26 protein-coding genes, 1 tRNA gene and 1 pseudogene are annotated in these 25714 nt (G+C 54.5%); 23 read left to right on the top strand and 5 right to left on the bottom strand.

Annotated features, from left to right (window positions below; all coding sequences use genetic code 11):
• Nucleotides 1–25: 25 nt before the first annotated feature.
• Nucleotides 26–958, bottom strand: coding sequence for a LysR family transcriptional regulator (locus ENTHG_RS17975; RefSeq protein ID WP_044182907.1), 933 nt, complete (start codon nt 956–958; stop codon nt 26–28).
• 199 nt (nt 959–1157) lie between these two features.
• Between ENTHG_RS17975 and nfsB the strand changes: the two genes are divergently transcribed.
• A complete protein-coding gene (nfsB, locus tag ENTHG_RS17980; RefSeq protein WP_044182910.1) occupies nt 1158–1811 on the top strand; it encodes an oxygen-insensitive NAD(P)H nitroreductase in 654 nt (217 codons plus the stop codon).
• A 9-nt stretch (nt 1812–1820) separates the two neighbouring features.
• Here nfsB and ENTHG_RS17985 read toward each other — a convergent pair whose 3' ends face one another.
• Nucleotides 1821–2726 carry a helix-turn-helix domain-containing protein gene (locus ENTHG_RS17985; RefSeq protein ID WP_044182913.1) on the bottom strand — a complete coding sequence of 302 codons (906 nt, stop codon included), beginning with the start codon at nt 2724–2726 and terminating at the stop codon, nt 1821–1823.
• A 122-nt stretch (nt 2727–2848) separates the two neighbouring features.
• Here ENTHG_RS17985 and ENTHG_RS17990 point away from each other — a divergent pair, with 122 nt between their 5' ends.
• Together ENTHG_RS17990 and ENTHG_RS17995 are read left to right on the top strand one after the other, a co-directional pair.
• The gene (locus tag ENTHG_RS17990; protein ID WP_044182915.1) at nt 2849–3385 is read left to right on the top strand and encodes a carboxymuconolactone decarboxylase family protein; all 537 of its coding nucleotides are present in this window, start codon (nt 2849–2851) and stop codon (nt 3383–3385) included.
• 147 nt (nt 3386–3532) lie between these two features.
• Nucleotides 3533–4087: an RNA 2'-phosphotransferase gene (locus ENTHG_RS17995; RefSeq protein WP_044182918.1), complete on the top strand. Its 555-nt coding sequence runs from the start codon at nt 3533–3535 to the stop codon at nt 4085–4087.
• A 91-nt stretch (nt 4088–4178) separates the two neighbouring features.
• Here ENTHG_RS17995 and ENTHG_RS18000 read toward each other — a convergent pair whose 3' ends face one another.
• Complete coding sequence (locus ENTHG_RS18000) at nt 4179–5132, bottom strand: LacI family DNA-binding transcriptional regulator (RefSeq protein WP_044182921.1); 954 nt, start codon at nt 5130–5132, stop codon at nt 4179–4181.
• Nucleotides 5133–5423: 291 nt separating this feature from the next.
• Between ENTHG_RS18000 and ENTHG_RS18005 the strand changes: the two genes are divergently transcribed.
• The 9 genes and pseudogenes from ENTHG_RS18005 (at nt 5424) to ENTHG_RS26120 (ending at nt 13363) form a co-directional block, all read left to right on the top strand.
• Nucleotides 5424–5738 carry a PTS sugar transporter subunit IIB gene (locus tag ENTHG_RS18005; protein WP_044182924.1) on the top strand — a complete coding sequence of 105 codons (315 nt, stop codon included), beginning with the start codon at nt 5424–5426 and terminating at the stop codon, nt 5736–5738.
• Between the two features lie 12 nt (nt 5739–5750).
• Nucleotides 5751–7079, top strand: a complete 1329-nt coding sequence (locus ENTHG_RS18010; RefSeq protein ID WP_044182926.1) for a PTS sugar transporter subunit IIC — start codon at nt 5751–5753, stop codon at nt 7077–7079.
• Nucleotides 7080–7093: 14 nt separating this feature from the next.
• Complete coding sequence (locus ENTHG_RS18015) at nt 7094–8482, top strand: glycoside hydrolase family 1 protein (RefSeq protein WP_044182930.1); 1389 nt, start codon at nt 7094–7096, stop codon at nt 8480–8482.
• Between the two features lie 6 nt (nt 8483–8488).
• Nucleotides 8489–8791, top strand: coding sequence for a PTS lactose/cellobiose transporter subunit IIA (locus tag ENTHG_RS18020; RefSeq protein WP_044182933.1), 303 nt, complete (start codon nt 8489–8491; stop codon nt 8789–8791).
• 138 nt (nt 8792–8929) lie between these two features.
• Nucleotides 8930–10309 carry a carbohydrate porin gene (locus ENTHG_RS18025; RefSeq protein WP_044182935.1) on the top strand — a complete coding sequence of 460 codons (1380 nt, stop codon included), beginning with the start codon at nt 8930–8932 and terminating at the stop codon, nt 10307–10309.
• 90 nt (nt 10310–10399) lie between these two features.
• Nucleotides 10400–11305: an EamA family transporter gene (locus tag ENTHG_RS18030; protein ID WP_044182938.1), complete on the top strand. Its 906-nt coding sequence runs from the start codon at nt 10400–10402 to the stop codon at nt 11303–11305.
• A gap of 220 nt (nt 11306–11525) precedes the next feature.
• Nucleotides 11526–11620 (top strand) — tRNA-Sec (locus ENTHG_RS18035).
• A gap of 195 nt (nt 11621–11815) precedes the next feature.
• Nucleotides 11816–12151, top strand: a pseudogene (locus tag ENTHG_RS24820) (Arm DNA-binding domain-containing protein); the annotation flags it as partial.
• Between the two features lie 594 nt (nt 12152–12745).
• Nucleotides 12746–13363, top strand: coding sequence for a DUF2441 domain-containing protein (locus ENTHG_RS26120; protein ID WP_044183978.1), 618 nt, complete (start codon nt 12746–12748; stop codon nt 13361–13363).
• A gap of 352 nt (nt 13364–13715) precedes the next feature.
• Here the strand turns inward: ENTHG_RS26120 and ENTHG_RS18055 are convergent, their stop codons facing one another.
• Nucleotides 13716–13907: a toxin-antitoxin system HicB family antitoxin gene (locus ENTHG_RS18055; protein WP_044182945.1), complete on the bottom strand. Its 192-nt coding sequence runs from the start codon at nt 13905–13907 to the stop codon at nt 13716–13718.
• A 136-nt stretch (nt 13908–14043) separates the two neighbouring features.
• Here ENTHG_RS18055 and ENTHG_RS18060 point away from each other — a divergent pair, with 136 nt between their 5' ends.
• From ENTHG_RS18060 to yidA, 7 genes are all read left to right on the top strand, one after another.
• On the top strand, nt 14044–14331 hold the full coding sequence (locus ENTHG_RS18060; RefSeq protein WP_044182948.1) for a SymE family type I addiction module toxin: 288 nt from the start codon (nt 14044–14046) through the stop codon (nt 14329–14331).
• Nucleotides 14332–14454: 123 nt separating this feature from the next.
• Nucleotides 14455–14715 carry a type II toxin-antitoxin system Phd/YefM family antitoxin gene (locus tag ENTHG_RS18065; protein ID WP_044182951.1) on the top strand — a complete coding sequence of 87 codons (261 nt, stop codon included), beginning with the start codon at nt 14455–14457 and terminating at the stop codon, nt 14713–14715.
• 280 nt (nt 14716–14995) lie between these two features.
• A complete protein-coding gene (locus ENTHG_RS18070; RefSeq protein ID WP_044182954.1) occupies nt 14996–15784 on the top strand; it encodes an IclR family transcriptional regulator in 789 nt (262 codons plus the stop codon).
• 4 nt (nt 15785–15788) lie between these two features.
• On the top strand, nt 15789–16694 hold the full coding sequence (locus tag ENTHG_RS18075; RefSeq protein WP_044182957.1) for a dihydrodipicolinate synthase family protein: 906 nt from the start codon (nt 15789–15791) through the stop codon (nt 16692–16694).
• An 8-nt stretch (nt 16695–16702) separates the two neighbouring features.
• Nucleotides 16703–18667 carry a YjhG/YagF family D-xylonate dehydratase gene (locus tag ENTHG_RS18080; RefSeq protein ID WP_044182960.1) on the top strand — a complete coding sequence of 655 codons (1965 nt, stop codon included), beginning with the start codon at nt 16703–16705 and terminating at the stop codon, nt 18665–18667.
• A gap of 90 nt (nt 18668–18757) precedes the next feature.
• Nucleotides 18758–20107: a GntP family permease gene (locus tag ENTHG_RS18085; protein WP_044182963.1), complete on the top strand. Its 1350-nt coding sequence runs from the start codon at nt 18758–18760 to the stop codon at nt 20105–20107.
• Nucleotides 20108–20301: 194 nt separating this feature from the next.
• Nucleotides 20302–21114 carry a sugar-phosphatase gene (gene yidA / locus ENTHG_RS18090; protein ID WP_044182966.1) on the top strand — a complete coding sequence of 271 codons (813 nt, stop codon included), beginning with the start codon at nt 20302–20304 and terminating at the stop codon, nt 21112–21114.
• A 26-nt stretch (nt 21115–21140) separates the two neighbouring features.
• On the opposite strand, the gene ENTHG_RS18095 is transcribed toward yidA, so the two are convergent.
• The gene (locus ENTHG_RS18095) at nt 21141–21797 is read right to left on the bottom strand and encodes a YidX family protein (protein WP_044182968.1); all 657 of its coding nucleotides are present in this window, start codon (nt 21795–21797) and stop codon (nt 21141–21143) included.
• Nucleotides 21798–22114: 317 nt separating this feature from the next.
• On the opposite strand from ENTHG_RS18095, the gene dgoR reads away from it, so the two are divergent.
• The 4 genes from dgoR to dgoD all read left to right on the top strand — a co-directional run bounded on the left by dgoR (nt 22115) and on the right by dgoD (nt 25550).
• Nucleotides 22115–22804, top strand: a complete 690-nt coding sequence (gene dgoR / locus ENTHG_RS18100; protein WP_044182971.1) for a D-galactonate utilization transcriptional regulator DgoR — start codon at nt 22115–22117, stop codon at nt 22802–22804.
• On the top strand, nt 22801–23715 hold the full coding sequence (locus ENTHG_RS18105) for a 2-dehydro-3-deoxygalactonokinase (protein WP_044182974.1): 915 nt from the start codon (nt 22801–22803) through the stop codon (nt 23713–23715). Before dgoR ends, ENTHG_RS18105 begins: the two co-directional genes overlap by 4 nt.
• Before the next feature lie 72 nt (nt 23716–23787).
• Nucleotides 23788–24405: a 2-dehydro-3-deoxy-6-phosphogalactonate aldolase gene (locus ENTHG_RS18110; protein WP_044182977.1), complete on the top strand. Its 618-nt coding sequence runs from the start codon at nt 23788–23790 to the stop codon at nt 24403–24405.
• On the top strand, nt 24402–25550 hold the full coding sequence (gene dgoD / locus ENTHG_RS18115; protein WP_044182980.1) for a galactonate dehydratase: 1149 nt from the start codon (nt 24402–24404) through the stop codon (nt 25548–25550). The genes ENTHG_RS18110 and dgoD overlap by 4 nt, the downstream gene beginning before the upstream one ends.
• The last annotated feature ends 164 nt before the right edge of the window (nt 25551–25714 follow it).

A 25714-nucleotide genomic window follows, 5' to 3' on the forward strand; every position in this document is an offset into this window, starting at 1 on the left:
TAGGGTAGTGATTTGGGACAACCTGCTACGTTTGCTCAAACGCCGGATGGGTATGCAGCAGCGCGGTGATGGCGCGAAGCGGCTCACGCAGGGCGCTGTGCAGCTGGCGGATCGCCGGGGAAAACTGTTTACGGTGCGGGCAAATCAGATTCAGCGGCGCGGCCTCCCCCGGATGCTGCGGTAACAGCACCTCCAGCCGGCCCGCCAGCACATCTGCGCTGATGTCGATCCAGGATTTGTACACCAGCCCCATCCCTTCTACCGCCCAGCGGCGAGCGACGTCCGCGTCATCGCACAGCAGACGGCTTTTGACAATCAGCTGGCGGCGCATGCCGTTCTCCGGGAAGCTCCACTTATCATAAACATGGTTGTTCATGGTAAAGAGCAGGCAGTGGTGGTTGACGATATCGTCGAGCGTTCGCGGCCTGCCGTGTCTGGCGAGGTACGCAGGCGAGGCCGCCAGCACGCGGCGGTTGTCCTCCGCCAGCGGCAGGGCGACGTAGCTGCTGTTTTCCAGCACGCCATAGCGAATGGCGATATCCACCGGATCGCGAAAAACGTCGCTCACCTGATCGGAGAGCGACAGCCGCAGGCTGATTTTAGGGTGCTGTTCGCAAAAGCGGGTAATCAGCGGCAGCAGTACGTTGCGCCCGAGGTCGGAGGGGACCGCCATGCGCAGCTCGCCCTGAATATCGCCGTCGCCGCTGTGCAGGCTCTCCGCGCCTGCCTGCACCACGGCCAGCATCTCCTGAGCGAAGGGGAGGTATTTTTCCCCTTCCGCCGTCAGCCGCAGGCTACGGGTCGAGCGGGCAAACAGCCGTTTATCAAGATCGCGCTCCAGCCGGTGAACGGCGGCGCTCACCTGGCCTGGCAACAGCCCCGCTTCCCGCGCGGCGTTAGAAAAACTGCCCAGCGCCGCCGAGCGGACAAACAGCGTGACATCTTCAAGGCGAATCATGGTTTTTTCCGGGACTGAAAAGGCGAACCCTCTTTTTTGCCAGAAAACGCGCCGGCGGCATAGCGCCGCTGCGCTATTTTCACGGCAAAAGGGAAAGTGCTGCATGATAACGGTAATTTATCTCCCCTGTTTTTATGGTTATTCTGCCCCCACCAGACGGGGCGGCAAGCCCCCTATTTTTTTCGCCAGGAGAAACACCATGACTTTAGATGATGCTGTGATTGCCCGTCATACCGTAAAAGCGTTCGAACCCGGCAAAACGCTGCCGCAGGAGCAGATTGAAACCCTGCTCAATGTGCTGCATAACAGCCCCTCATCCGTAAACTCCCAGCCGTGGCATTTTGTTGTAGCCTCTACGCCGGAAGGGCGTGAAGCGATGGCTAAATCCACCACCGGCGCGTTTGTCTATAACGAACCGAAAGTGCTGAACGCTTCGCACGTTATCGCCCTGTGCATGCGTACGGACATTGATGACGCGCATCTGCAAAAGGTGCTCGCCCAGGAGAACGCTGACGGGCGCTTTGTGGCCGAAGGGGCGCAGGCGGGCCAGGACAAGAGCCGCCGCTCGTATGTTGATATGCACCGTTACGAACTGCGCGATATGCCGCAGTGGATGGAAAAACAGGTCTATCTGGCGCTGGGTGGTTTACTGCTGGGCGCGGCGATGCTCGGTATCGACGCCACGCCGATGGAGGGGTTTGATACGGCGGCGCTGGACCGCGCGCTCGGCCTGCGCGAAAAAGGGCTGACCAGCGTGGTGCTGGTGTCGCTTGGCTATCGTAGCGACAAAGACTTCAACGCCGCGCTGCCGAAGTCGCGTCTCTCCCGTGACGAGGTGTTCACGTTCATCTAAGTCTGCCGATTAATAGCGCCGGTATCGCGCCGGCGTCATACCATAGATGCCTTTAAATGCCCGGCTGAATGAGGCCAGCGACGCGAAACCGCAGCGCCCGGCGATGGTCTCCACTGTTAAGGTGGATGCCTGTTTTAGCAGTCGCGCCGCCTGCGCCATGCGCAGGTGAGTCAGCCAGGTTTGCGGCGTCAGATGATAGGCCTGCGCAAAATGGCGGGCAAACGTCGCGCGGGAAAGAAAGCAGCGTTGCGCCAGACTTTCTATCGTCCAGGGCTGCGCCGGGTCGGCCAGCACCGCCATGACGGCGGGGGTCAGGCGATGATCGGTCATCAGGCGCAGCAGGCCAGCAGGCGGGGTATGCTGCGATAACAGGATCCGCAGCAGCAGCGTCAGGAAGGTAGCCGCCAGATGCTGTACCAGCTTCGCGCCGCCCGGCTGAGCGGCAAGGCTTTCGCGCACCAGCATGGCAAGCAGCGTCTCAAGTTCCGGGCAGTCCTGCCGATCGCGGGTATGCAGGACAATAAGTTTCGTCGCGTCGGCGAAAAGCCAGCGGCTGTCCGGGCCAAAATTAAACTCGCCGCACAACACTTCAACCGCTTCGCCTTCACCTTCGGCACGCACTTCGGTAACGGCACCATTATGGCGCTTTGCTACCGGCGACAGATGCCCCCAGTCAATCAACCCCTGTAAAGTATGGGCAGATCCCTGCGGTAACAGCAGCACGTCGCCGGGGCGAACGTCATAAGCCGCGCCGGCTATCTGCAGCCGCGCTTCGCCTTTCAGTATCGCATGCCATGGCACCATGCCCGGCCCGAGCTGCGGGTGGTCTGCTTCCCAGCGCCCCGCGAAACGGCAGTGCAAATTTACCTCGCAACGCGGATTAAGCATGTTTAGCAACTGGCTGAGGCTGTCCACGATTTCCTCTGAGACGATAAGACAAAAAATAGAGACGAAGACCGCGATTCGGGGCGTTAACGGGGCCGTATGATGTGCCCATCGCCACTACGGCGGAACCCAAACAACCAGAGGAGCATATCATGAGCCGTTTATCTTTCATTCAGCCAGACGACGCCACCGGCAAAACCGCAGACCTGTTCGGCGCGATTAAACGGGGAATGGGCAAAGTGCCTAACGCCTATGTCACCATTGGCAGCAACGCGCCGGAAGTACTCGGCCAGGCGCTGCAACACAACGCGATGCTGGGCAAAAGCAGCCTCAACGCCCGCCAGCGGGAGGCCATCAACCTGGCGGTCAGCGAAGCGACAGGCTGTGATTATTGCCTGGCGGCACACACCCTGATGGCAAAAGGCGCAGGTTTTAGCGAGGAGGAGACGCGGCAGTTGCGTCATGCTGACTATCCGCAGGATGTGCAGCTGGACGCGCTGGTGAAATTTGTGCGCACGCTGGTCACTACCCGCGGCACGCTGGAGGAGGCGGTAGTAAACGCGTTCCGCGACGCAGGCTTTACCGACCGCCAGGTCGTGGAAACCATCAGCGCCGTCAGCGCGATTCTGTTCACCAATATGATCAACCGGGTGAACGATACGGTCGTGGATTTCCCGAAAGTAAGCTGACCGTTTCCCCGGATGCGCTTCGCTTATCCGGGTTACGAGTCTGGTAGCTCGGTTAAGTGGAGCGCAATTTCTCGCAGAAGCAAACGAAAGCTGATTTAATCAACAACAGGATACTTTTGTTCATGGATTCAGTTCAGGTTTGCGAAAATGCAGAAACACTACAATGAGATCAGTAAATTTCTTAGCTACGTACTGCGTCATAGCCCTGAATCTATTGGGCTGACGCTGGATAGCGAAGGATGGGCCAGCATCGAGTCGTTAATTATCGGCGCGGCAAAGCAGGGCCGGGAATTGAATAAGCAGCTTATCGAGTCAGTGGTAGAAAATAATGATAAAAAGCGTTTTGCGATTTCGACCGATGGTTTAAAGATCCGTGCTGTACAGGGACACTCAACACAGCAGGTAAGTATCGAATTTAGTGAACAAAAACCGCCTGCTATTTTATATCACGGCACGGCAAGCCGCTTTATGGCATCGATTCTTGCCGGAGGGCTAACGCCGCAATCACGGCAATATGTGCACCTGTCAGCCGATCCGGCGACTGCGCGCCAGGTTGGCGAGCGTTATGGCTTGCCGGTTATTTTAAAAATTGACGCGTTAACGATGTATCAGCAGGGTTTTATATTTTACCAGGCCGAAAACGGCGTGTGGTTAACGAAACACGTTCCCATAACGTTTATCGCCCAGGCGCCCTGCCCGTGAATGATAGCGCCCGGATAAGACGCATCAGCGCCTTATCCGGGAACGCCGGGCCACAAAGCGCGTAGCCCGGATAAGCGCATCCAGGAATGCGTTAACGCTTCACCATCTCAGGAATAATCAGATCCCCGCGCACAACGCAGGAACCCAGTACGCTCTGGGTTTTTTCGTTCAGCCACGTCACAATGCGCGCCGCCATCGCGTCCATTGAATATTCAATCGCCGGAATTTTGGGAATCCCCGGCAGCTGGAGCGAACCGGCCAGGCTAAAGACCATAATGTCCCCCGGCACCGATTTATTAAACGCCTGCAGTTGCGGAATGACGCGCTGCGCTTCCTGCTCGTCCGCCAAAAGTAACGCGTTAAAATTCAACGTAGTGGCATTATTGAGCAGCACCTGCAACGCCACCGAAGAGGTGGTGTCATCCATAAAGACCAGGTTGCGGTTGAACGGCAGGAAACTCTTTTCCAGGGCGTGCTTATAGCCAAGCAGCACCTGATCGGCAGAGCCGCTGATATCCGGGTGGATAAGCGCTATCTGCCGCCGCCCCTGGCTTATCAAAAAATTACAGGCGGTTTCAGCGGCGAAGGCGTGATCGAACTGAATGCTGTTGAGCGTATCCGCTTCGGCGCAGTCCACCAGCACGATGTTCTCATCGCTGATATCCAATGGAAAACGCGCGCCGATGATTAAAATATCGTCGCACAGCCCGCAGGTCAGCTCTTCCAGCGCGTTCATTACCCCGGCTTTGGTATTCGCAAAGCGCAGCAGCAGATGTTTCTGGCTCTGGCTGAGGTGCTTTTCCAGCGCGTAAAGATAGCCGGTGGTCTGGTTGATGTTGTCCTGCGCGCAGATAACGCCGATACAGCCTGTCGACTGGCTGAGTAAGGATTGCGCGATAACGTTAGGTCGGTAGTTCAGTTCTTCGACTGCTTTTAACACCGCCTGGCGGCTGGCTTCCTTAACGCCGCGCGAACCGCTCAACACCCGCGACACTGTGGCTTTGGACACCCCAGCTAAACGTGATACATCGTTGATTGTAGACATCTTTCTCCCCAGGGGGGCGACAAAATGCGCCCGCAAATTCCAAATGCAACAACGGTTCATAATATAACCGATCGAAGTATATCCTTTCTTTTTTTCATGGAAACCGATTTTCCATTTGGACTCTTTTTCCGTATGGCTTAGGTAAAATTTGTGATGTGAATCGAGAAAAAAGCCCTTATTAAGTCCGGATTTTGATAACTGTCACACTTCAGTAACCTACCGATGGAAACCGGTTTCCGTATGTTATCCAATCGTCCTTGCAATAACTTTTTACATTCGAGGATAGATACGATGTACAGGATCATGTTGTGCTGCTCCGCCGGTATGTCTACCAGCCTGCTGGTGAGGAAAATGGTGGAAGCCGCGGAAGAAAGGAATTTACCGGTCCAGATTGACGCCTACGGCGTGGCGGAATTTGATGTGCAGTTTCCGCGTTATCAGGTCGTGCTTCTCGGACCACAAGTCAAATATATGTTAAACACACTCTCAGAAAAGGCTGCCGTCGCCGGTATTCCCGTACAGCCCATCAACCCGATGGATTACGGAATGCAGCGTGGCGATCAGGTGCTGGACTTTGCTCTGTCGCTGATTGAAGCGGCACACTAAAAAGGTGTTCATATGAGTTCGTTATATCAGTCAATGGTTAGCGTAATAGAGCAATCCATTACGCCGCTTGCCGGACGTTTAGGGCAGCAGAAATATGTCATCGCCATCCGCGACGGCTTTACTGCCGCGCTGCCGTTTATGATCATTGGCTCGTTCATGCTGGTGTTTATTTTTCCGCCGTTCTCGCCGGAAACCACAAACGGCTTTGCCCGCGCATGGCTGGATTTCTCCACGCAATATCGTGAACAACTGATGCTGCCGTTTAACCTCAGCATGGGCGTCATGACGTTCTTCATTTCCGTTGGTATCGGCGCGAGCCTGGGTCGACAGTTCAATCTCGACCCGGTAATGACCGGCCTGCTGGCCTTTATGGCCTTCCTGCTGGTCGCCGCGCCCTATAAAGATGGGCAGATCTCTACCCAGTATCTCTCTGGTCAGGGGATCTTCACCGCGCTTATCACCTCTATCTATTCCGCACGCGTCTACGCCTGGCTGAAACAGCACAACGTGACGATTAAACTGCCGAAAGAGGTGCCGACAGGCGTGGCCCGCTCGTTCGAAATTCTTATTCCGGTGCTGGTGATCATTGCCACGCTACACCCGCTGAACCTGTTTATTGAAGCGCAGACCGGCATGATTCTGCCGCAGGCGATTATGCACCTGCTGGAGCCGCTGGTTTCCGCCTCTGACTCCCTGCCAGCCATTCTGCTTTCCGTGCTGCTGTGCCAGATCTTCTGGTTCGCCGGTATCCACGGCTCGCTGATTGTGACCGGCATTATGAACCCCTTCTGGATGGCGAACCTCTCTGCCAACCAGGCCGCGCTGGCGGCGGGCGCCGTACTGCCGCACGTCTACCTGCAGGGTTTCTGGGACCACTATCTGCTGATTGGCGGCGTCGGTTCTACCTTACCGCTGGCCTTCCTGCTGCTGCGTAGCCGCGCCACCCACCTGCGCACTATCGGCAAGATGGGCGTTGTGCCGAGCTTCTTTAACATCAACGAACCTATTCTGTTTGGCGCGCCGATTATCATGAACCCGATGCTGTTTATCCCGTTCGTCTGCGTACCGCTGATCAACGCCATTCTGGCTTACGGCGCAACCCGCATGGGCTGGCTGGCACAGGTGGTTTCGCTGACGCCGTGGACCACGCCTGCTCCGATTGGCGCGTCCTGGGCGGCAAACTGGGCGCTGAGCCCGGTCATTATGTGCGTCATCTGTATGGTGGTGTCCGGCCTGATGTACCTGCCGTTCCTGCGCGCTTATGAGCGCTCATTAATGAAGACTGAAGAGCAAAAAGCGCAGAGCAGCGCGCCGGTGGCGGAAACCGTCGGCAGTAACTGAACAAGGAGAAGAGAATGAAATATGCATTTCCCGAGCACTTCTGGTGGGGCAGCGCCAGTTCGGCGCAGCAAACCGAAGGGGAAAGTTTACAGGGTGGGAAAAGTGCCACCACATGGGACGCCTGGTACGCCAGCCAGCCCTGGCGCTTTCACCAGCAGGTGGGGCCGCAGAACACCTCCACTTTTTACCAGCACTGGAAGCAGGACATTGCCCTGTTAAAGCAGCTTAACCATAACAGTTACCGTACGTCGATAAGCTGGAGCCGCCTGATTCCGGACGGCACCGGCGAAGTAAACCCGCAGGCCGTTGAGTTCTACAACAATGTGTTAGATGAGCTGCTGGCGCAGGGGATTACGCCCTTTATTACCCTGTTTCATTTCGACATGCCGATGTCGATGCAGGAGAAAGGCGGCTGGGAAAACAGCGAAGTGGTTGAGGCGTTCAGCCGTTACGCGCAGGTGTGTTTCGACCTGTTCGGCAACCGCGTGAAGCACTGGTTCACCTTTAACGAGCCTATCGTCCCGGTAGAAGGCGGCTATCTGTATGACTTCCATTACCCGAACGTGGTGGATTTCAGACGCGCGGCCACGGTGGCTTACAACACGGTTCTGGCGCACAGCCTCGCGGTGCGGGCCTTCCGTAGCGGCCATTATGACGGCGAGATCGGCATTGTGCTGAACCTGACGCCTTCCTACCCGCGTTCGCAAAACCCGGCGGATGTGAAAGCGGCGCACTATGCGGATCTGCTGTTTAACCGCAGCTTCCTTGACCCGGTTCTGCGCGGCGAGTACCCGGCCGATCTGGTCGCGCTGCTGAAAGAGTACGATCAACTGCCCGCCTGCCAGCCGGAAGACAAGGCGCTGATCGCCGACGGCAAAATCGACCTGCTGGGTATTAACTATTACCAACCGCGTCGGGTGAAGTGCCGTGACAGCGCGGTTAACCCTGAGTCGCCGTTTATGCCGGAGTGGCTGTTTGATTACTACGAAATGCCGGGGCGCAAAATGAACCCTTATCGCGGCTGGGAAATCTACGAGCCGGGCATTTACGATATTCTGGTCAACCTTCGTGATAATTATGGCAATCCACGCTGCTTTATTTCCGAAAACGGCATGGGGGTTGAGAACGAACAGCGCTTTATTGAAGACGGTCAGGTTAACGACCGGTATCGAATCACCTTCGTTGCCGATCATTTAAAGTGGCTGCATAAAGGTATTAGCGAAGGCTGTAATTGCCTTGGTTACCACATGTGGACATTTATTGATAACTGGTCATGGTGTAATGCTTATAAAAACCGCTACGGTTTTGTGCAATTAGATCTGGAAACCCAACAACGTACCATTAAGAAAAGCGGAGAGTGGTTCGCTGCCACCGCCAAAAATAATGGCTTTGATGAAGAGTAAATAATTATGGTCGCATTAGAAGAAGCGGTAATGGAGATTATTGTCAACGCCGGTCAGTCCCGCAGCCTGTGCTTTGAAGCACTGCGCGCCGCGCGGCTGGGTAACTTTGACGAAGCCCAGAACCTACTGCGTGAAGCCGATGGCTATTCACGTCAGGCTCATCAAATGCAAACCAAATTAATTGAACAGGACGCCGGGGAAGCCCGGCAGCCCATGACATTAATTATGGTGCATGCACAGGATCATTTAATGACATCGTTACTGGCTCGTGAATTATCGGAGGAGATTATTCAGCTCTACCAACGTTAATATGATGAATAGCATACGGTAATAAATACTCTGTACTCTAATTAAAAGAATCAGCTTGTTTTGATAATGGCGCGTTGTTCTGTCAAATCAGGACGGGATGGTTATTGTCTGAAAACTAAATATTAAATTGAGATAACCATGAAATTATATAATAAATTGCCAGTGACACTGGCGGTGACGGCTGCCCTTTGCTCTGGTTCGGTGATAGCACAAGAATTTACTCAGGAACAGATTGACGCCATTGTGGCAAAAGCGGTGGATAAAGCGCTGGCTGAACGCCAGGCGAAAATGGACGCCGCCATCAACAAAAAAGCGGATATCGTGACCGAGCCGCAAAGCACCGCCCAGACGCCGGATATGGCCATTCCGTACGGTGTGAAATTCAGCGGCTATGCCCGCTACGGCGCCCACTTCCAGGCGGGCGATCAGAAATACGTTGGCGTCGATGGCTCCTATAACGGCTCCTCGGCTATTGGCCGTCTGGGCAACGAAGGCAATGGCGGCGAATTCCAGCTTTCCAAAGCGTTTAAGAGCGAGCGCGGGGCTATCTGGGACGTTAACGTCATGTTCGACCACTGGGGCGATGAAGTTAACCTGAAAAAAGCCTACGCGGGCGTTACCAACCTGCTGGAATCCAACCCTAACGCCTATTTCTGGGCGGGCCGCGACTTCCACCAGCGTCCGCAACAGGGCATCAACGATTACTTCTGGATGAACCACGATGGCCAGGGCGCCGGGGTGAAAAACTTCGACATTGGCGGCGTGCAGTTTGACGTGGCGACCGTTGCCTCCGTTGAATCCTGTAACCCGGAAATGGTTGATGATGGCGATAACCCGTCGCGTATCTCCTGTACCGGCGGTTCCGGCACCGGCGATAAAGGTAACTACGCGCTCACCTCTAAAATCCACGGCATGAAAGTCGGCCCGCTGGATCTGGAAATTTACGCCAACTACGGCTTCGACTCGAAAGCGATCGACAGCGACGACCGCCTGAAAGCGTGGCAGGGCGGCGTGGTGCTGAGCCACACTAATGACAGCGGCGTCAATAAAGTGATCGCCCGCTACTCCGACAACGCCGATAACAGCGTCTATAACAAAACCGATGACCTGACCACCGTTTACGCCAGCTTTGAAGGGCTGCATAAATTCACCCAGCAGGCGCAGGTCGAGTACCTGCTCGCTTTCCACGACTACGATAACAGCGCGGATAACACCGACAACCGTCGTAACTACAACGCCATCGTGCGTCCGATGTACTGGTGGAACGATGTCCACTCCACCTGGCTGGAAGCGGGCTGGCAGCGTGTGGATTATGACCAGGGCGGCGACAACAAAGGCTGGAAAGTCACCCTGTCGCAGAACATCTCTATCGCCATGGGGCCGGAGTTCCGCCCAATGCTGCGCTTCTACGTGACCGGCGGCGAAGTGGATAACAAACGTACCGCGCGCGTTAACGGTACGGACGACACCACCCTCGACTCGTTCAACGTCGGCGCAATGTGGGAAGCCTGGTTCTAATGGCTTAACAGGGCGGCAAGGATGCCGCCTGGCCCTGTGTTATGATGCCCGCCTTATTTTTCAACAATCAGTAAGGCAGAGTGGATTAAGATGGGTTCCACAAAACAAGGGATGATAAATGTACTGTTAGCCGCGGTGCTGTGGGGCAGTTCCGGCGTTTGCGCGCAGTACATTATGGAAAAAAGTCATATCGCCGCCCCCTGGCTCACCATGGTGCGGCTTCTCTCCGGCGGGCTGGTTCTGCTGACGATCTCTTTCTTCCACGGCGATAAAATCTTCGCCATCATGAAAAATCGCAAGGACACGCTGAGCCTGCTCTTTTTCTCGCTGTTTGGCGCGCTGATAGTGCAGCTTACCTTTCTGGTCACCATTGAGAAATCCAACGCCGCGACCGCGACGGTGCTGCAATTTCTGTCGCCGACGATCATCGTGGCCTGGTTCGGGCTGGCGCGTAAAACCCGCCCCAGCCTGCCGGTTTGTGCGGCGATTGTTACCTCGCTGATGGGCACTTTTATGCTGGTGACTCACGGCAACCCGACCTCGCTCTCTGTTTCCGGCGAGACGCTGGTTTGGGGCATCGCTTCGGCCTTTTCCGCCGCGCTTTATGCCACTTATCCTTCGGCGCTTATCGCCCGTTACGGCACGCTGCCCATCGTCGGCTGGAGCATGTTCCTCGCCGGGTTGATGCTGGTGCCGTTTTACGGCGGCCAGGGGAATGATTTCACGATCGACGGCAACCTGCTCATGGCCTTCTTTTATCTGGTGATGGTGGGCACCGCGCTGACCTTTAGCCTCTACCTGAAAGGGGCGCAGATGATTGGCGGCTCACGGGCAAGCATTCTGAGCTGTGCCGAGCCGCTGAGCAGCGCCCTGCTCTCCGTGGCGCTGCTGGGCGTGACCTTCACCCTGCCGGACTGGCTGGGCACGCTGCTCATTGTCTCGTCGGTATTGCTGATTTCGCTGGATTCAAGAAAGCGGGTAAAAGTGAACGCCTGAGCCTTTTCACACGGCCCCGCATGTGGCGTACCGCCTTATGCGGGCTACGTTAACCTCTTTTTTTGAAACGGAAAAAATGCTAACTCACGGAAAACGCGCGGGTTTATCACAAACCCTGCGAAACGCGTGCCGCAGAGTGATAAAAAAGTGTGACGAGGTATGTGGTAAAGGGTTGAAAGTGGCTATAATGCGCCCCGCCTCCATGTAGCAATCGAGGCGCGGAAGATCGTCATCTCCGGTGAGGTGGCTGGACTTCAAATCCAGTTGGGGCCGCCAGCGGTCCCGGGCAGGTTCGACTCCTGTGATCTTCCGCCAGTTTGCTTCTCCTGAACTCTCCCCAAGTCAATAAATCCCGTTGTAATCCCTTATATATCAGGCATTCCTTGTATCCCGAGTTCAATCGGCTTCAACCTGCATTAAGCGGTTTTTGGGGGTGCATTGGGGGTATCAGGTTAGTTACTGGCGGAAATCCTCCCAGGAGGATAGATTCATCAAAAGCCGGAGGATGTCATGGCGCTAACCGATGTTAAAGTGAAAACCGCGAAGCCAAAAGAAAAGCCCTATAAGCTGGCTGATGGCGGCGGTATGTATCTGCTGATTAACGCTAATGGTTCCAAATACTGGCGAATGAAGTACCGCTTCGCCGGTAAAGAAAAGATGCTTTCTATTGGCGTATACCCCGATGTTTCACTGGCCGACGCAAGAGAGAAACGTAACGAGGCCAGAAAAATTCTCGCCACTCTGGAGAAAATGCGCAAGGTCCGCCAGCGCTGTGGTAAGGTGTTCCGCTATGCAATAGTCACTGGTAGGGCCGACAATAACCCCGCTCCCGACCTTGCCAGCGCATTTCCACTGATCCAGTTTATTGTCACTACCTATAGCCCGCAGGTTATCAGTACGGTAAAACGTGAATCTGTTCGTCTGCTTGAGCAGGACGAAAACGGTAACGGTCTGGCGTCAATTCCACTGGGGGCAGCCTACGGCGAGCCGAGTAACGACGTGCTGCAAAGTGTAATGGGTGTCGATCCGCAGCCTCCGAATTAATTTAACAGCACCATCCCTGATTTAAGGCGATAGTATTATTTATTGCGAGTCGCCTTCCTAATTTACACCCTCAATATTTATTCACCTTTATTTCATCGCATAATGCGCCTGCCACTCCCGGCAGGCACGTTTGCTTTTATACGAACAAAATTATGCAAACAGAAGCTGAAATTTTAATCGATAACAACGAGCTTATTTGCTTCACCAGCATTAAATGGATCGTTACCGTTCGCCAGAACGCACTACAGCAACTCACATCCCTGATGCAACCAATCGCAGAAATCTCCTGCCTGACGCAGCGCATTAGCGGCGACATACTTATTAACGACATGAAACTAGATGTACGCATAACATCGTCATAAAATGATATTTTTAGAAATTAGCTACGTGACATATATGGCAGATGATTATTTTCATATTACGCTGAATACCCGGCTTCCATGGTCAAATAACGAGCCAATGGCAGTAGGTAATAGCATAAAAACGACCGATGTTAACCCATTCTTTAACTATTACATATCTTACCCATATCCCACAGAAACATTTATCCAAAATGGGGCCACCCACTATATCAGCCGTATAGCCCTTCTGGAACACATTGCTTCAGGAAATCTACATAATAGCGATATGCGATATGTCGCAAGTATCGGCCACGAAACAGCTAAACATTTTTGTACTTATGCCAGAGAGCTAATCTGGGAATCAGTAAGAGCATCAGAATTCCCAGAACTGCCATCTCGCCAAAAATGCATTTGGTTAACAAAGGGGGAGGACAATCTTCATTACTGGATTGAGCGGCTTGGACGTCCCGCAGAGCAGATAACCGTATTCAAAGTACTTCCTGATGGAAGAATGCATACTACCAGTGAGTCTCATCTTTCAGGAGATGCTGAATCTTATCTGGAAAGCGTCGAAAAATCCCGCCGATACTGGAGGGGGGAAATTGATAACCCCTTACGTCAGGAGATACTCTTCGAAGGAACAATGTTAGTTGAAAGCAAAGTGTCCATTTAACAAATGCTGGGGAAACTGTATAGAAAAACAGTGAACTGATCACAAGCAATTATTCTGCATTTTGGACGCTATTGCCGGTTTGTTGCAATGGAAGACAGAGCCTAAAAAGTAGTTCAGGATACCCCGAACCCCACAAGCAAAATCATTTGGGGGGGCTTATGGGGGTTACTGATTTAACCAACAAAAAATATAAATTTTAAATCAATAGGTTAATCATCAAATGCGACTCCTGTGATCGCCAAAATGAATCTCATTCTTTGCTTCCCATTTGCAGAACTTCTCGCAATTTTCTTTCATTTTGGCCGTAGTAATTTCAACTATCTGGAAATTCCGGCTGGTTCGACACGAAATATTATGCTTTAGGCTCAATGCCCAAATTTTTGAGTTCTTTCCTGCCCAGGGTTTTAAGCCAGTTTCCCAGACTCATCCCCGCATCCTTTGCAGCCGCTTCAAACTGCGCTTTCAGTTCCGGCGTTATACGAATCTGAAATGTCGGTGCTTTGCCGGATTTTGACTGAATAGGATCGCGTTTCGCTGTTGACATGTACGTACCTATAAGAGCAATATATCACCACTCAGGTACGTACCTAAATACAAGCAGACCTGATGTTCAAGCGCTCTCATCGGGTACGTGCAATACCAGACGCGAGCTAACCTCACCAACTATCAAGGAGTTGATTATGGCTGATTTGCATTCTAACCTGGACACTACCCCTGCTGGAACCAATCGGAGGCTGATTGTGGGATATCGTCCGCAGGGCGGGGATAAAAACACGCCGAGCCTGGCGCTGTCAGGCAAGTGGCTGCGCGAAGCAGGTTTTGATACCGGGCGGCAGGTAAGCGTAAAAGTGATGGATGGCTGCATTGTGCTGATGACGGATAGCGAAAAAGAGCAGATGCTAGCGCAGGAGCTTAAGCAGGCGAAGCAGGCGTTAAAAGAGATCAAAGGGGCACTGGCCGTAGCGTGACCCATCACGTCCGCCAGCTGTGTAAATCGCAACCTGTAAGTAAGCCTTACAGGTTCGGTAAACCGTCGCAGATTGAACCGTACCCAGGTTAGAGTGAACGATTCATACGATTTTGGAGTGGCAATGCACACCCTTACCGCAAATGAAGCCAAAACGCAGTTTGGCGATATGTTGTTAAAAGCACAGCGCGAACCCGTGCAGATCAGCCGCAACGGCAAGCCTGTGGCGGTGGTTGTCTCGATTGAAGACTATGAAAGCATGGAAGCGATGAAGCTTCTTCTTTTGAAAGGGAAGATCCAGCGGGCCCGTAATGATATCGACACAGGGAATACTGTCGATGGCGATGCGTTCTTCAATGAATTGTTCAGGGATAACAAGGAATAACTCATTCCGGATGCGGCTACGCCTTATCCGGGCTACGGCTCGGCAGACGCTTTCATTGACTCGTGCCATATTTCTATTTTTTAACCCATCAGATTCTGCCTAAATCGTACCCGTGCAATACCCTCCTGACGCCGCCGAAAATTTATATCGCTGGCAGGGAATATCTAAAACCCGCATCAGATCACGTTTCCCCCTCGTAACTCGGTTCAGCCTGTTGAACCAGTGGTATTTTCATCTATTCGGGACAGCTAGACTTTTATCCATCAGAACAGGAGCCGTTATGGGCGGTAAAGGGTGTAATTCACTTATTCGGGCCGAGAAAATATTGACGTACATTGCGTATGTTGGCGCGGCGACTTTTATGGAATTATTGCGAGAATTTCAATATCCCAAAAGCAGCCTGCTCAACTTATTAAATGTCATGGTGGATTGCGGATTTCTGACAAAAAGCGATCGCAACCAATATTCTCTGGGGATTAAAAATTATGAACTGGGCTGCCAGGCGCTGCATCGCAAAAATATTTTTGAGGTGACGAAACGTCCGATGCAGGAGTTGTCGTTAAAAAGCGGCCTGGTCTGTCACCTTGGCGCGATTGAAGACTGTTACGCCATCTATCTGGATAAAGTGGAAAGCCCCGGCTCCGTGCCAACGAAAAAAAGCTGGATTGGCAAGAAGTTAGAGCTGCATATCACGGCGCTGGGCAAGGCGTTGCTGGCCTGGAAGCCCCGTGAAGAGATGGATTATTTTTTAGATGCGTTGACGCTGACGCCGCACACCAAAAATACCTTCACCGATAAGAAGTTATTTCGTGAGGAGTTACAGAAAACGCGACTGCGTGGTTGGGCCATAGATAATGAAGAGTCAACCTATGGTGCCGTATGTCTGAGTATGCCGGTGTTCAATATGTATAACCGGGTTAATTATGCGATCTCACTCTCGGGCGACCCGGTAGTGTATTCAGGAAATAAGATCGATGGTTATCTCGAATTGCTCCGGCAGTGCGCCGGGCAAATATCGTATGGGCTGGGATACCGGAGTGAAAGTGAAAATTTAAGAAAAGGAAACTGATGTAATGAAAAAATTCAGGGGAATTATTCCGCCGGTCTCAAGCACCTTTGATAACGACGGAAATATCGATAAAACCGCAATGAAAGAAGTCGCCGATTATCTGATTAAAAAAGGCGTCGACGGGCTGTTTTATCTGGGTACCGGCGGCGAATTCAGCCAGATGAACGCCACCCAGCGCATGGCGTTAGCCGAAGCGGCTATCGGCATTGCTGACAAGCGTGTTCCGGTATTGATTGGCGTCGGGTCGACCTCCACTGACGAAGCGGTTGAACTGGCGAAACATGCCGAAGCCAACGGTGCGGACGGCATCGTCGTTATCAACCCTTACTACTGGAAAGTCGCTGCCCATAACCTGGATGATTATTACCACCGTATCGCCAGCAGCGTCAGTCTGCCGGTCATTATCTATAACTTCCCTGGGCTTACCGGGCAGGATTTAACGCCCGAGATCGTGAAACGACTGGTATTGCAGAACGACAATATCGTCGGCATCAAAGACACCATCGACAGCGTGGGCCACCTGCGCGCCATGATCAATACCGTCAAAGCCGTGCGCCCGGACTTTTCTGTGTTCTGCGGTTTCGATGATCACCTGCTCAATACGCTGCTGCTGGGCGGCGACGGCGCGATTACCGCCAGCGCCAACTTTGCGCCGGAATTATCCGTCGGTATCTATCGCGCCTGGCAGGAAAATGACCTCGCTACAGCCGCCACGCTCAATAAAAAACTGCTGCAGCTGCCTGCGATTTACGCGCTGGAAACACCGTTCGTCTCGCTTATTAAATATGCCATGCAGTGCGTCGGTCTGAAGGTAAATACCCGCTGCCTGCCGCCCATCCTTGACGCATCGGACGAGGCTAAAAAGAGCGTTCGTGAACTGTTAGCCGCGCAGGACATTATGAATTCATAGGGGGTCGTATGTCTGTAAGCGCTATTTTTGATGATGATAACCGGGATATTTACCGGGTCAGAACGCACGCCGCCGGTCCGCAGGGTGAATTGCCGCTGACGGCAGAGATGCTTATCAATCGCCCCAGCGGCGATATTTTCGGGATGACCATGAATGCCGGGATGGGCTGGGCGCCGGATGAACTGAACCGCGACGGGATTTTGCTGCTGAGCACCCTGGGCGGGCTGCGCGGGCCGGAAGGAAAACCTGTCGCGCTGGCGCTGCATCAGGGGCATTACGAGCTGGATATCCAGATGAAGGCGGCGGCGGACGTTATCAAAACCCACAATGCGCTGCCTTATGCGGTATACGTCTCTGACCCCTGTGACGGGCGTACTCAGGGCACGACTGGCATGTTTGACTCCCTGCCGTACCGCAATGATGCCTCGATGGTGATGCGCCGTCTGATCCGTTCCCTGCCGGACGCCAAAGCGGTAATCGGCGTGGCGACCTGCGATAAAGGGCTTCCCGCCACGATGATGGCGCTGGCTTCTCAGCACCATAAAGCAACGGTGCTGATCCCCGGCGGGGCGACCCTGCCGGCGTTGCACGGTGAAGATAACGGCAAGGTTCAGACCATTGGCGCACGCTTCGCCAACGGCGAACTGACGCTACAGGGGGCGCGTCAGGCAGGTTGTAAAGCCTGCGCCTCGTCCGGCGGCGGCTGTCAGTTCCTGGGTACGGCAGGCACCTCGCAGGTGGTCGCCGAAGGGCTGGGGCTGGCTATTCCCCATTCCGCGCTTGCGCCTTCCGGCGAACCGGTCTGGCAGGAGATCGCCCGCGCTTCGGCTCGTGCCGCGCTGCAGCTGTGCCAGAAAGGGATCACGACGAAAGATATCCTTACCGATAAAGCCTTTGAGAACGCCATGATGGTACATGCGGCGTTTGGCGGCTCGACGAACCTGCTGCTGCATATCCCGGCGATTGCCCATCAGGCGGGGTGCCATATCCCAACGGTGGAGGACTGGATACGCATTAACAAACAGGTGCCGCGGTTGGTGAGCGTGCTGCCAAACGGGCCGGTTTATCACCCCACGGTCAACGCCTTTATGGCGGGCGGCGTGCCGGAAGTGATGCTCCACCTGCGCAGCCTGGGGCTGCTGCATGAAGAGGTGATGACGGTAACCGGCAATACGCTGAAAGAGAATCTCGACTGGTGGGAGCAGTCCGAGCGTCGCCAGCGCTTCAAAGCGCTGCTGCTTGAACAAGAGCAGGTGGCGGCGGAAGAGGTCATCATGTCGCCTCAGCAGGCCGCGCGCCGCGGGCTGACTTCAACCATCACCTTCCCGGTGGGCAATATCGCCCCGGAAGGCTCAGTGATTAAATCTACCGCCATTGATGCCTCGGTAATCAATGAAGAGGGCGTCTACTACCATAAAGGCGCGGCGAAGGTTTATCTCTCTGAGAAGGCGGCAATTTACGATATCAAGCACGACAAAATTAAAGCGGGCGATATTCTGGTGATTATCGGCGCAGGCCCATCCGGCACGGGAATGGAAGAGACGTACCAGGTGACCAGCGCGTTGAAACACCTTTCTTACGGTAAGCATGTCTCGCTGATTACCGATGCCCGTTTCTCCGGCGTTTCAACCGGCGCTTGTATTGGTCACGTCGGGCCAGAGGCATTAGCGGGTGGCCCTATTGGTAAATTACGCACCGGGGATATTGTTGAAATTAAAATCGACTGCAAACAGCTACAGGGGGAGGTCAATTTCTTAGGAACAGATTCAGATGCGTTACCTTCGCGTGAAGAGGCGACCGCACTTTTAAATGCCCGCAGCAGCCATCCGGACTTAATGCCGGACCCGGAATTACCGGAGGATACCCGCCTTTGGGCGATGCTGCAGGCAGTGAGCGGCGGCACCTGGCGCGGCTGTATTTATGACGTCAATAAAATAAGTGAAGCACTACAAAATATTATTAATAAGCCCTGAAAGAAATAAGAACATCTAACCGTTAATTCTTTGGCTGCCTGAGGCAGACAGCCGAAGGATAATATCTGCATTCAGGAATGAGAGGATTTTATGCCACTATTAATCGTCGTGGCAGGTATTGCTGTACTCCTGCTTTTAACCATAAGAATTAAATTAAATACCTTTGTTTCGTTAATTATTGTTTCTCTCGGTGTCGCCATCGCCAGTGGAATGGATTTGAATAAGGTCGTTGTCTCGGTGGAATCCGGCCTTGGCGGGACTTTAGGCCATATTGGATTGATATTTGGCTTTGGCGTCATGCTGGGGCGGCTGTTGTCCGACGCGGGCGGCGCGCAGCGTATCGCCCTGACGATGCTGAAATATTTCGGCGCCAGAAAGCTCGACTGGGCGGTGGTCTGCTCCGCCTTTATCGTCGGGATTGCCCTCTTCTTTGAAGTGGGTCTGATTCTGCTGGTGCCGATTATCTTCGCCATCGCCCGTGAGGCCAAAATCTCGCCGATGTATATGTGCGTGCCGATGCTCTCCGGTTTGCTGGTGGCCCACGGGTTCCTGCCGCCGCACCCCGGCCCGACCGTTATCGCCAGAGAATATGGCGCTGATGTCGGCATGGTGTTGATTTACGGGATTATCGTGGGTATTCCGACCTTTATTCTCTGCGGCCCGCTGCTGAATAAAGTGTGCCAGCGCCTGATCCCGGACGCGTTTAAAAAAGAGGGCAATATTGCTTCTCTCGGCGCGACAAAAAGTTTTACTGAAAGCGAAATGCCCGGTTTTGGCATCAGCTTTTTAACCGCCATGCTGCCGGTTATTCTGATGGCGCTGGTTACCATTATGCAGATGGCCCGCCCGAAAGACGCAGGCGACCCGGGCATGCTGTATAACGTGTTCCTGTTTTTGGGGAACTCCACCATTGCGATGCTGATCTCGTTGCTGTTTGCGATTTACACGATGGGCGTGGGCCGCGGGAAAACCATTGTGGAGCTGATGGATTCCTGTGGTAAAGCCATTGCCGGTATCGCTGGCCTGCTGTTGATCATCGGTGGCGGCGGCGCTTTCAAGCAGGTGCTGATCGACTCCGGCGTCGGCCAGTATATCTCGACGCTGGTGTCAGGGATGGATATCAACCCGATCCTGATGGCGTGGGGCGTGGCGGCCTTCCTGCGTATTTGCCTCGGGTCGGCGACGGTAGCGGCAATTTCCACCGCCGGGCTGGTGATCCCGCTGCTGTCCGCCCATCCGAATATTAACCTGGCGTTAATTACCCTGGCGACAGGCGCAGGCTCCTGTATCTGTTCTCACGTCAATGACGCCAGCTTCTGGATGATTAAGGACTTTTTCGGCCTGACCACCAAGGAGACGCTGCTCTCCTGGACGCTGATGTCGACCCTGCTCTCCATTTGCGGCTTGCTGTTTATCCTGTTGGCCAGCATGGTGATATAACGCTGCCGCCGGTGCGCTGCGCTTACCGGAGCTACGATGGGTAGCCCGGATAAGCGTCAGCGCATCCGGGGCCGTTCCCCTGCGGAAAGAGGAAGCGGCACCTTTTTCCTATCCTCCTTTACCGCCACGGCTTTGCTGTTTTTTGAACTAAATCGCGTTAGCATGAGGAAGGACTCATTTCACCCGGGGATCTCATGGCTATCAAACTTATTGCAATCGATATGGACGGCACCTTGCTGCTGCCTGACCACACTATTTCTCCTGCGGTTAAAAACGCGATTACCGCGGCGCGCGAACGTGGGGTGAATGTGGTGCTGACCACCGGCCGCCCTTACGCCGGGGTGCAGTCCTACCTGAAAGAGCTGCATATGGAAGGGGAAGGGGATTACTGCATCACCTACAATGGCGCGTTAGTGCAGAACGCCAGCGATGGCAGCACGGTCGCGCAAACGGCGCTGAGCTATGATGACTACCGCTATCTGGAGAAACTCTCCCGCGAGGTGGGCTCGCACTTCCACGCCCTCGATCGCAACACCCTCTATACCGCTAACCGCGATATCAGCTACTACACCGTGCACGAATCTTATGTCGCCACTATTCCGCTGGTCTTCTGCGAAGCGGAGAAGATGGACCCGAACACGCAGTTCCTGAAAGTGATGATGATCGACGAGCCGGAAATTCTCGATAAAGCCATCGCCCGCATTCCGGACGAGGTGAAAGAGAAGTACACGGTGCTGAAAAGCGCGCCGTACTTCCTGGAGATACTTGATAAACGGGTCAACAAAGGCACGGGGGTGAAATCGCTGGCCGATGCGCTGAACATCACGCCGGACGAGATAATGACCCTTGGCGATCAGGAAAACGACATCGCGATGATTGAGTACGCCGGGCTTGGCGTGGCGATGGATAACGCCATCCCTTCGGTAAAAGAGGTGGCCAATTTCGTGACCAAATCCAACCTTGAAGATGGCGTGGCTTACGCCATTGAGAAATTTGTCCTGAACTGATGTTCGCGGGCAGGCTCGCCTGCCCGTTACTGACGATAGATAATTTGCACCGCAATGAATTGCAGCGGCGCGGTAACCAGATCCAGCGTCAGCGTGACGGGAAGCAGAACGGTTTTCACGCCGTCTGATAACCCTATGTGGGAGTGATATTCATAGAACCCCACGGTGAAAGGGTGATAAAAGGCCAGCATCTGCATGCTGCTCTCGTTGTCGCCTTTCTTATGAATAGTGCCCTGCAAAGAGGAGACCTTATAAGAGCAAATCTTCGATTCGCAGTTAAAACCGTATCCCTCCGCCGCCTGTTTTTGCTCTGGCGTGGTCCAGCGATAGCTCAGCTCCAGCTCACCGCTAAACTTCTTCCTGTTGCCGCTTAAAACAAAACGCGCCTCTTTGGCGACCTGCAATTCATGCCTGTCGATAAGCGGGTCGGTAAGAATTTTGACGACATTATCGCCGCCAGCCGTCAGTAAATAGTCAAACTCCTGCCCGATAAACACATACCCGCGCGTACCGTTGCTGTCCTGAGCCAGCGACATGCCGCGAATCGTATCCGTTTTCCACTTGTCTTTAGTGGTGCGAGGGCTTTTGGCCGTAAGCAGTGTATAGGACATGCAACCGGTCAGTGAAAGGCATAGCGAGGCGGTAACCAGTGTTCTTGCGAACCCTGAAGAAGATAAACGCATAATTAGTCCATTAATAAAAAGCCAGTCCAGACCTCATCATACCGCCCAATCGCCCGCTGTAAATCGCAAGGTGCTGGTAAAATTAGAAAAAATCCTGATTAAGCCGTGCGCTACCTGCCTGTCCCCAGGCACAAAAAATTTCATTTTTGTGATCTGCTGTTCTTTTTGTGATCTAAATTGTAGTACAACTCAATTGTGTTGTACTACATTGCACCCATAGCAATGATGAATGGCCTCACGTTAGTAGTACAAAGTTGAGGCGGAATTCAGCGGCGACGGTAAAGTAGTGAAAGACATACAGAGCACAAGGACTCTCCATGACTCTCAATAAAACCGATCGCATCGTTATTACGCTGGGCAGACAGATCGTTAGCGGAAAATACGTGCCCGGCTCGGCCCTCCCGGCAGAGGCCGAACTGTGCGAGGAGTTCGAAACTTCGCGCAACATTATCCGCGAGGTGTTTCGCTCGCTGATGGCGAAAAGGCTGGTTGAAATGAAACGCTATCGCGGCGCATTTGTCGCACCGCGCAACCAGTGGAACTACCTCGACACCGAGGTGCTGCAATGGGTGCTGGAAAATGACTACGACCCCCGGCTTATCAGTGCGATGAGCGAGGTGCGTAACCTGGTAGAACCGGCCATTGCCCGCTGGGCGGCGGAACGGGCGACCTCCAGCGACCTGGCGCAGATTGAAGCGGCGCTCAACGACATGATTGCCAACAACCAGGACCGGGATGCGTTCAATGAGGCGGATATTCGCTACCACGAAGCGGTGCTGGCTTCGGTGCATAACCCGGTTTTGCAGCAGCTTAGCGTGGCGATCAGCTCGCTACAGCGGGCGGTATTTGAACGAACCTGGATGGGCGATGAGGGCAACATGCCGAAAACGCTCCAGGAACATAAGGCGCTGTTCGATGCGATCCGGCATCAGGACAGCAATGCGGCAGAGCAGGCGGCGCTCACCATGATCGCCAGCTCGACACGAAGGCTTAAGGAATTCACATGACAGCTCGCTACATCGCAATCGACTGGGGATCAACCAATCTGCGCGCCTGGCTTTACCAGGGCGATACGTGCCTGGAGAGCAGGCAATCAGAGGCAGGCGTAACGCGCCTGAACGGCAAATCTCCGGCGGCGGTGTTAGCAGAAGTGACGGATGGCTGGCGCGACGGCGAAACAATGGTGGTAATGGCGGGTATGGTCGGCAGCAACGTGGGCTGGAAAAATGTCCCCTACCTGTCGGTTCCAGTCCGTTTCGCCGACATTGGCCATCAGTTAACTGCCGTTGCCGACAATGTGTGGATCATTCCCGGTCTGAGCGTTTCGCGCGAGGATAACCGCAACGTGATGCGCGGCGAGGAGACTCAGCTGCTGGGTGCCCGCACCCTCTCGCCTTCTTCGGTCTATGTGATGCCCGGCACCCACTGTAAGTGGGTACACGCGGATAGCGCGCAAATCCACGATTTTCGCACCGTGATGACCGGCGAACTGCACCATTTGCTGATGCATCACTCGCTCATTGGCGCAGGTTTGCCAGCGCAGGAGGCGTCCCCGGATGCCTTTGCCGCCGGGCTTGAGCGCGGTCTCGCCTCGCCCGATGTGCTGCCAAAACTGTTCGAAGTTCGCGCCGCCCACGTGCTGGGAAATCTCCCCCGCGAGCAGGTCAGCGAATTTTTATCCGGCCTGCTGATCGGCGCAGAAGTCGCCAGCCAGAGCGATTTTATCGCCGGCGAGCAGGCCATCACCCTCGTCGCGGGTTCATCGCTGACCGCACGTTACCGCCAGGCGTTCAGCGCCATTGGCCGGGACGTGCGGGCGGTGGAGGGCGACACGGCATTTCAGGCAGGAATACGCTTCATCATTCAGTCTGCCTCTTTGTTGGCTGCGCCAGCTCACCCCAGTCGCTTACCTCAGTAAGTTCCTGGGGATTCACCGTCTTGCCGCCTCGACGCAGGCTAAATGATTTTGCGTAACAAAGGAGCATCGCTCATGCAATGGCAAACTAATCTTCCCCTTATCGCGATCCTGCGCGGCATCACGCCGGACGAAGCCATCGCCCACGTGGGCGCGGTGCTTGACGCCGGATTCGACGCGGTAGAGATCCCGCTGAACTCCCCTGAATGGGAAAAAAGCATCCCCGCTGTTGTTCAGGCATATGGCGACCGGGCGCTCATCGGCGCGGGCACGGTATTAAAGCCGGAACAGGTAGACCAGCTTGCGCAGATGGGCTGCAAGCTTATCGTCACCCCCAATATTCAGCCGGAAGTGATCCGCCGCGCGGTGAGCTACGGCATGACCGTCTGCCCCGGCTGCGCCACGGCGAGCGAAGCCTTCAACGCTCTGGAGGCGGGGGCGCAGGCGCTGAAAATCTTCCCCTCATCGGCATTTGGTCCGGCGTACATCAAGGCGCTGAAAGCGGTACTGCCGCCGGAAATCCCGGTCTTTGCCGTGGGCGGCGTCACCCCGGAGAACCTGGGGCAGTGGCTTGACGCAGGCTGCGTTGGCGCAGGGCTGGGCAGCGATCTCTATCGCGCCGGGCAGACCGTAGAGCGCACCGCGCAGCAGGCAACCGCATTTGTTAAGGCGTATCAAGAGGCAGCGAAATGAAAATAACCAAACTTACCACCTACCGTTTACCCCCGCGCTGGATGTTTTTGAAGATTGAAACCGACGAAGGCGTGGTCGGCTGGGGCGAGCCGGTGATCGAAGGGCGTGCGCGCACCGTCGAGGCCGCAGTGCATGAACTGGGCGAATTCCTGATTGGTCAGGACCCGGCCCGTATCAACGATCTGTGGCAGGTGATGTACCGCGCCGGTTTTTATCGCGGCGGCCCAATCCTGATGAGCGCCATCGCCGGTATTGACCAGGCGCTGTGGGATATCAAAGGTAAAGTGCTGAACGCGCCGGTCTGGCAGCTGATGGGCGGCCTGGTGCGCGACAAAATTAAAGCCTACAGCTGGGTAGGCGGCGACCGTCCGGCGGAAGTGATCGACGGCATCAACAAACTGCGCGGCATCGGCTTTGATACCTTCAAGCTCAACGGCTGTGAAGAGCTGGGGGTGATTGATGACTCCCGTAAAGTGGACGCTGCCGTAAACGTGGTGGCGCAAATCCGCGAAGCCTTCGGCTATGACATTGAGTTTGGTCTTGATTTCCACGGTCGCGTCAGCGCGCCGATGGCGAAAGTATTAATTAAAGAGCTGGAGCCGTATCGTCCGCTGTTTATTGAAGAGCCGGTGCTGGCGGAGCAGGCGGAATATTATCCGAAGCTGGCGGCGCAGACCCACATTCCTATCGCCGCCGGTGAGCGTATGTTCTCTCGCTTTGAGTTTAAGCGGGTGCTGGAAGCGGGCGGTCTGGCGATTCTGCAGCCGGATCTGTCACACGCGGGCGGTATCACCGAGTGCTACAAAATTGCCGGTATGGCCGAAGCCTATGATGTGGCGCTGGCGCCGCACTGCCCGCTGGGGCCGATCGCGCTTGCCGCCTGCCTGCACGTGGATTTTGTGTCGCGCAATGCGGTGTTCCAGGAGCAGAGCATGGGCATTCACTACAACCAGGGCGCGGAGCTGCTCGACTTTGTGAAAAACAAAGAGGACTTCAGCATGGAAGGCGGTTTCTTTAAACCGTTAACGAAGCCGGGGCTGGGGGTAGAAATTGACGAAGCGCAGGTGATTGAGCGTAGTAAGAGCGCGCAGGACTGGCGTAATCCGTTGTGGCGGCATGCGGATGGCTCTGTAGCCGAATGGTGATGTCCGTCATACTTCGCGCCACAGGTGCGTTGGCTGCGATTGCGCACCCCAGTCACTTACTCATGTAAGCTCCTGGGGATTTGCAATCTTGCCGCCTTCCTGCGACACGAATTATTTAGGACATCCCTCTCTATAAAAAATTAAACACACCCTCTGTAAATTAC

Source organism: Phytobacter massiliensis JC163, assembly GCF_000321045.1.
In the GTDB taxonomy this organism is placed as follows: Bacteria; Pseudomonadota; Gammaproteobacteria; order Enterobacterales; family Enterobacteriaceae; genus Phytobacter_A; species Phytobacter_A massiliensis.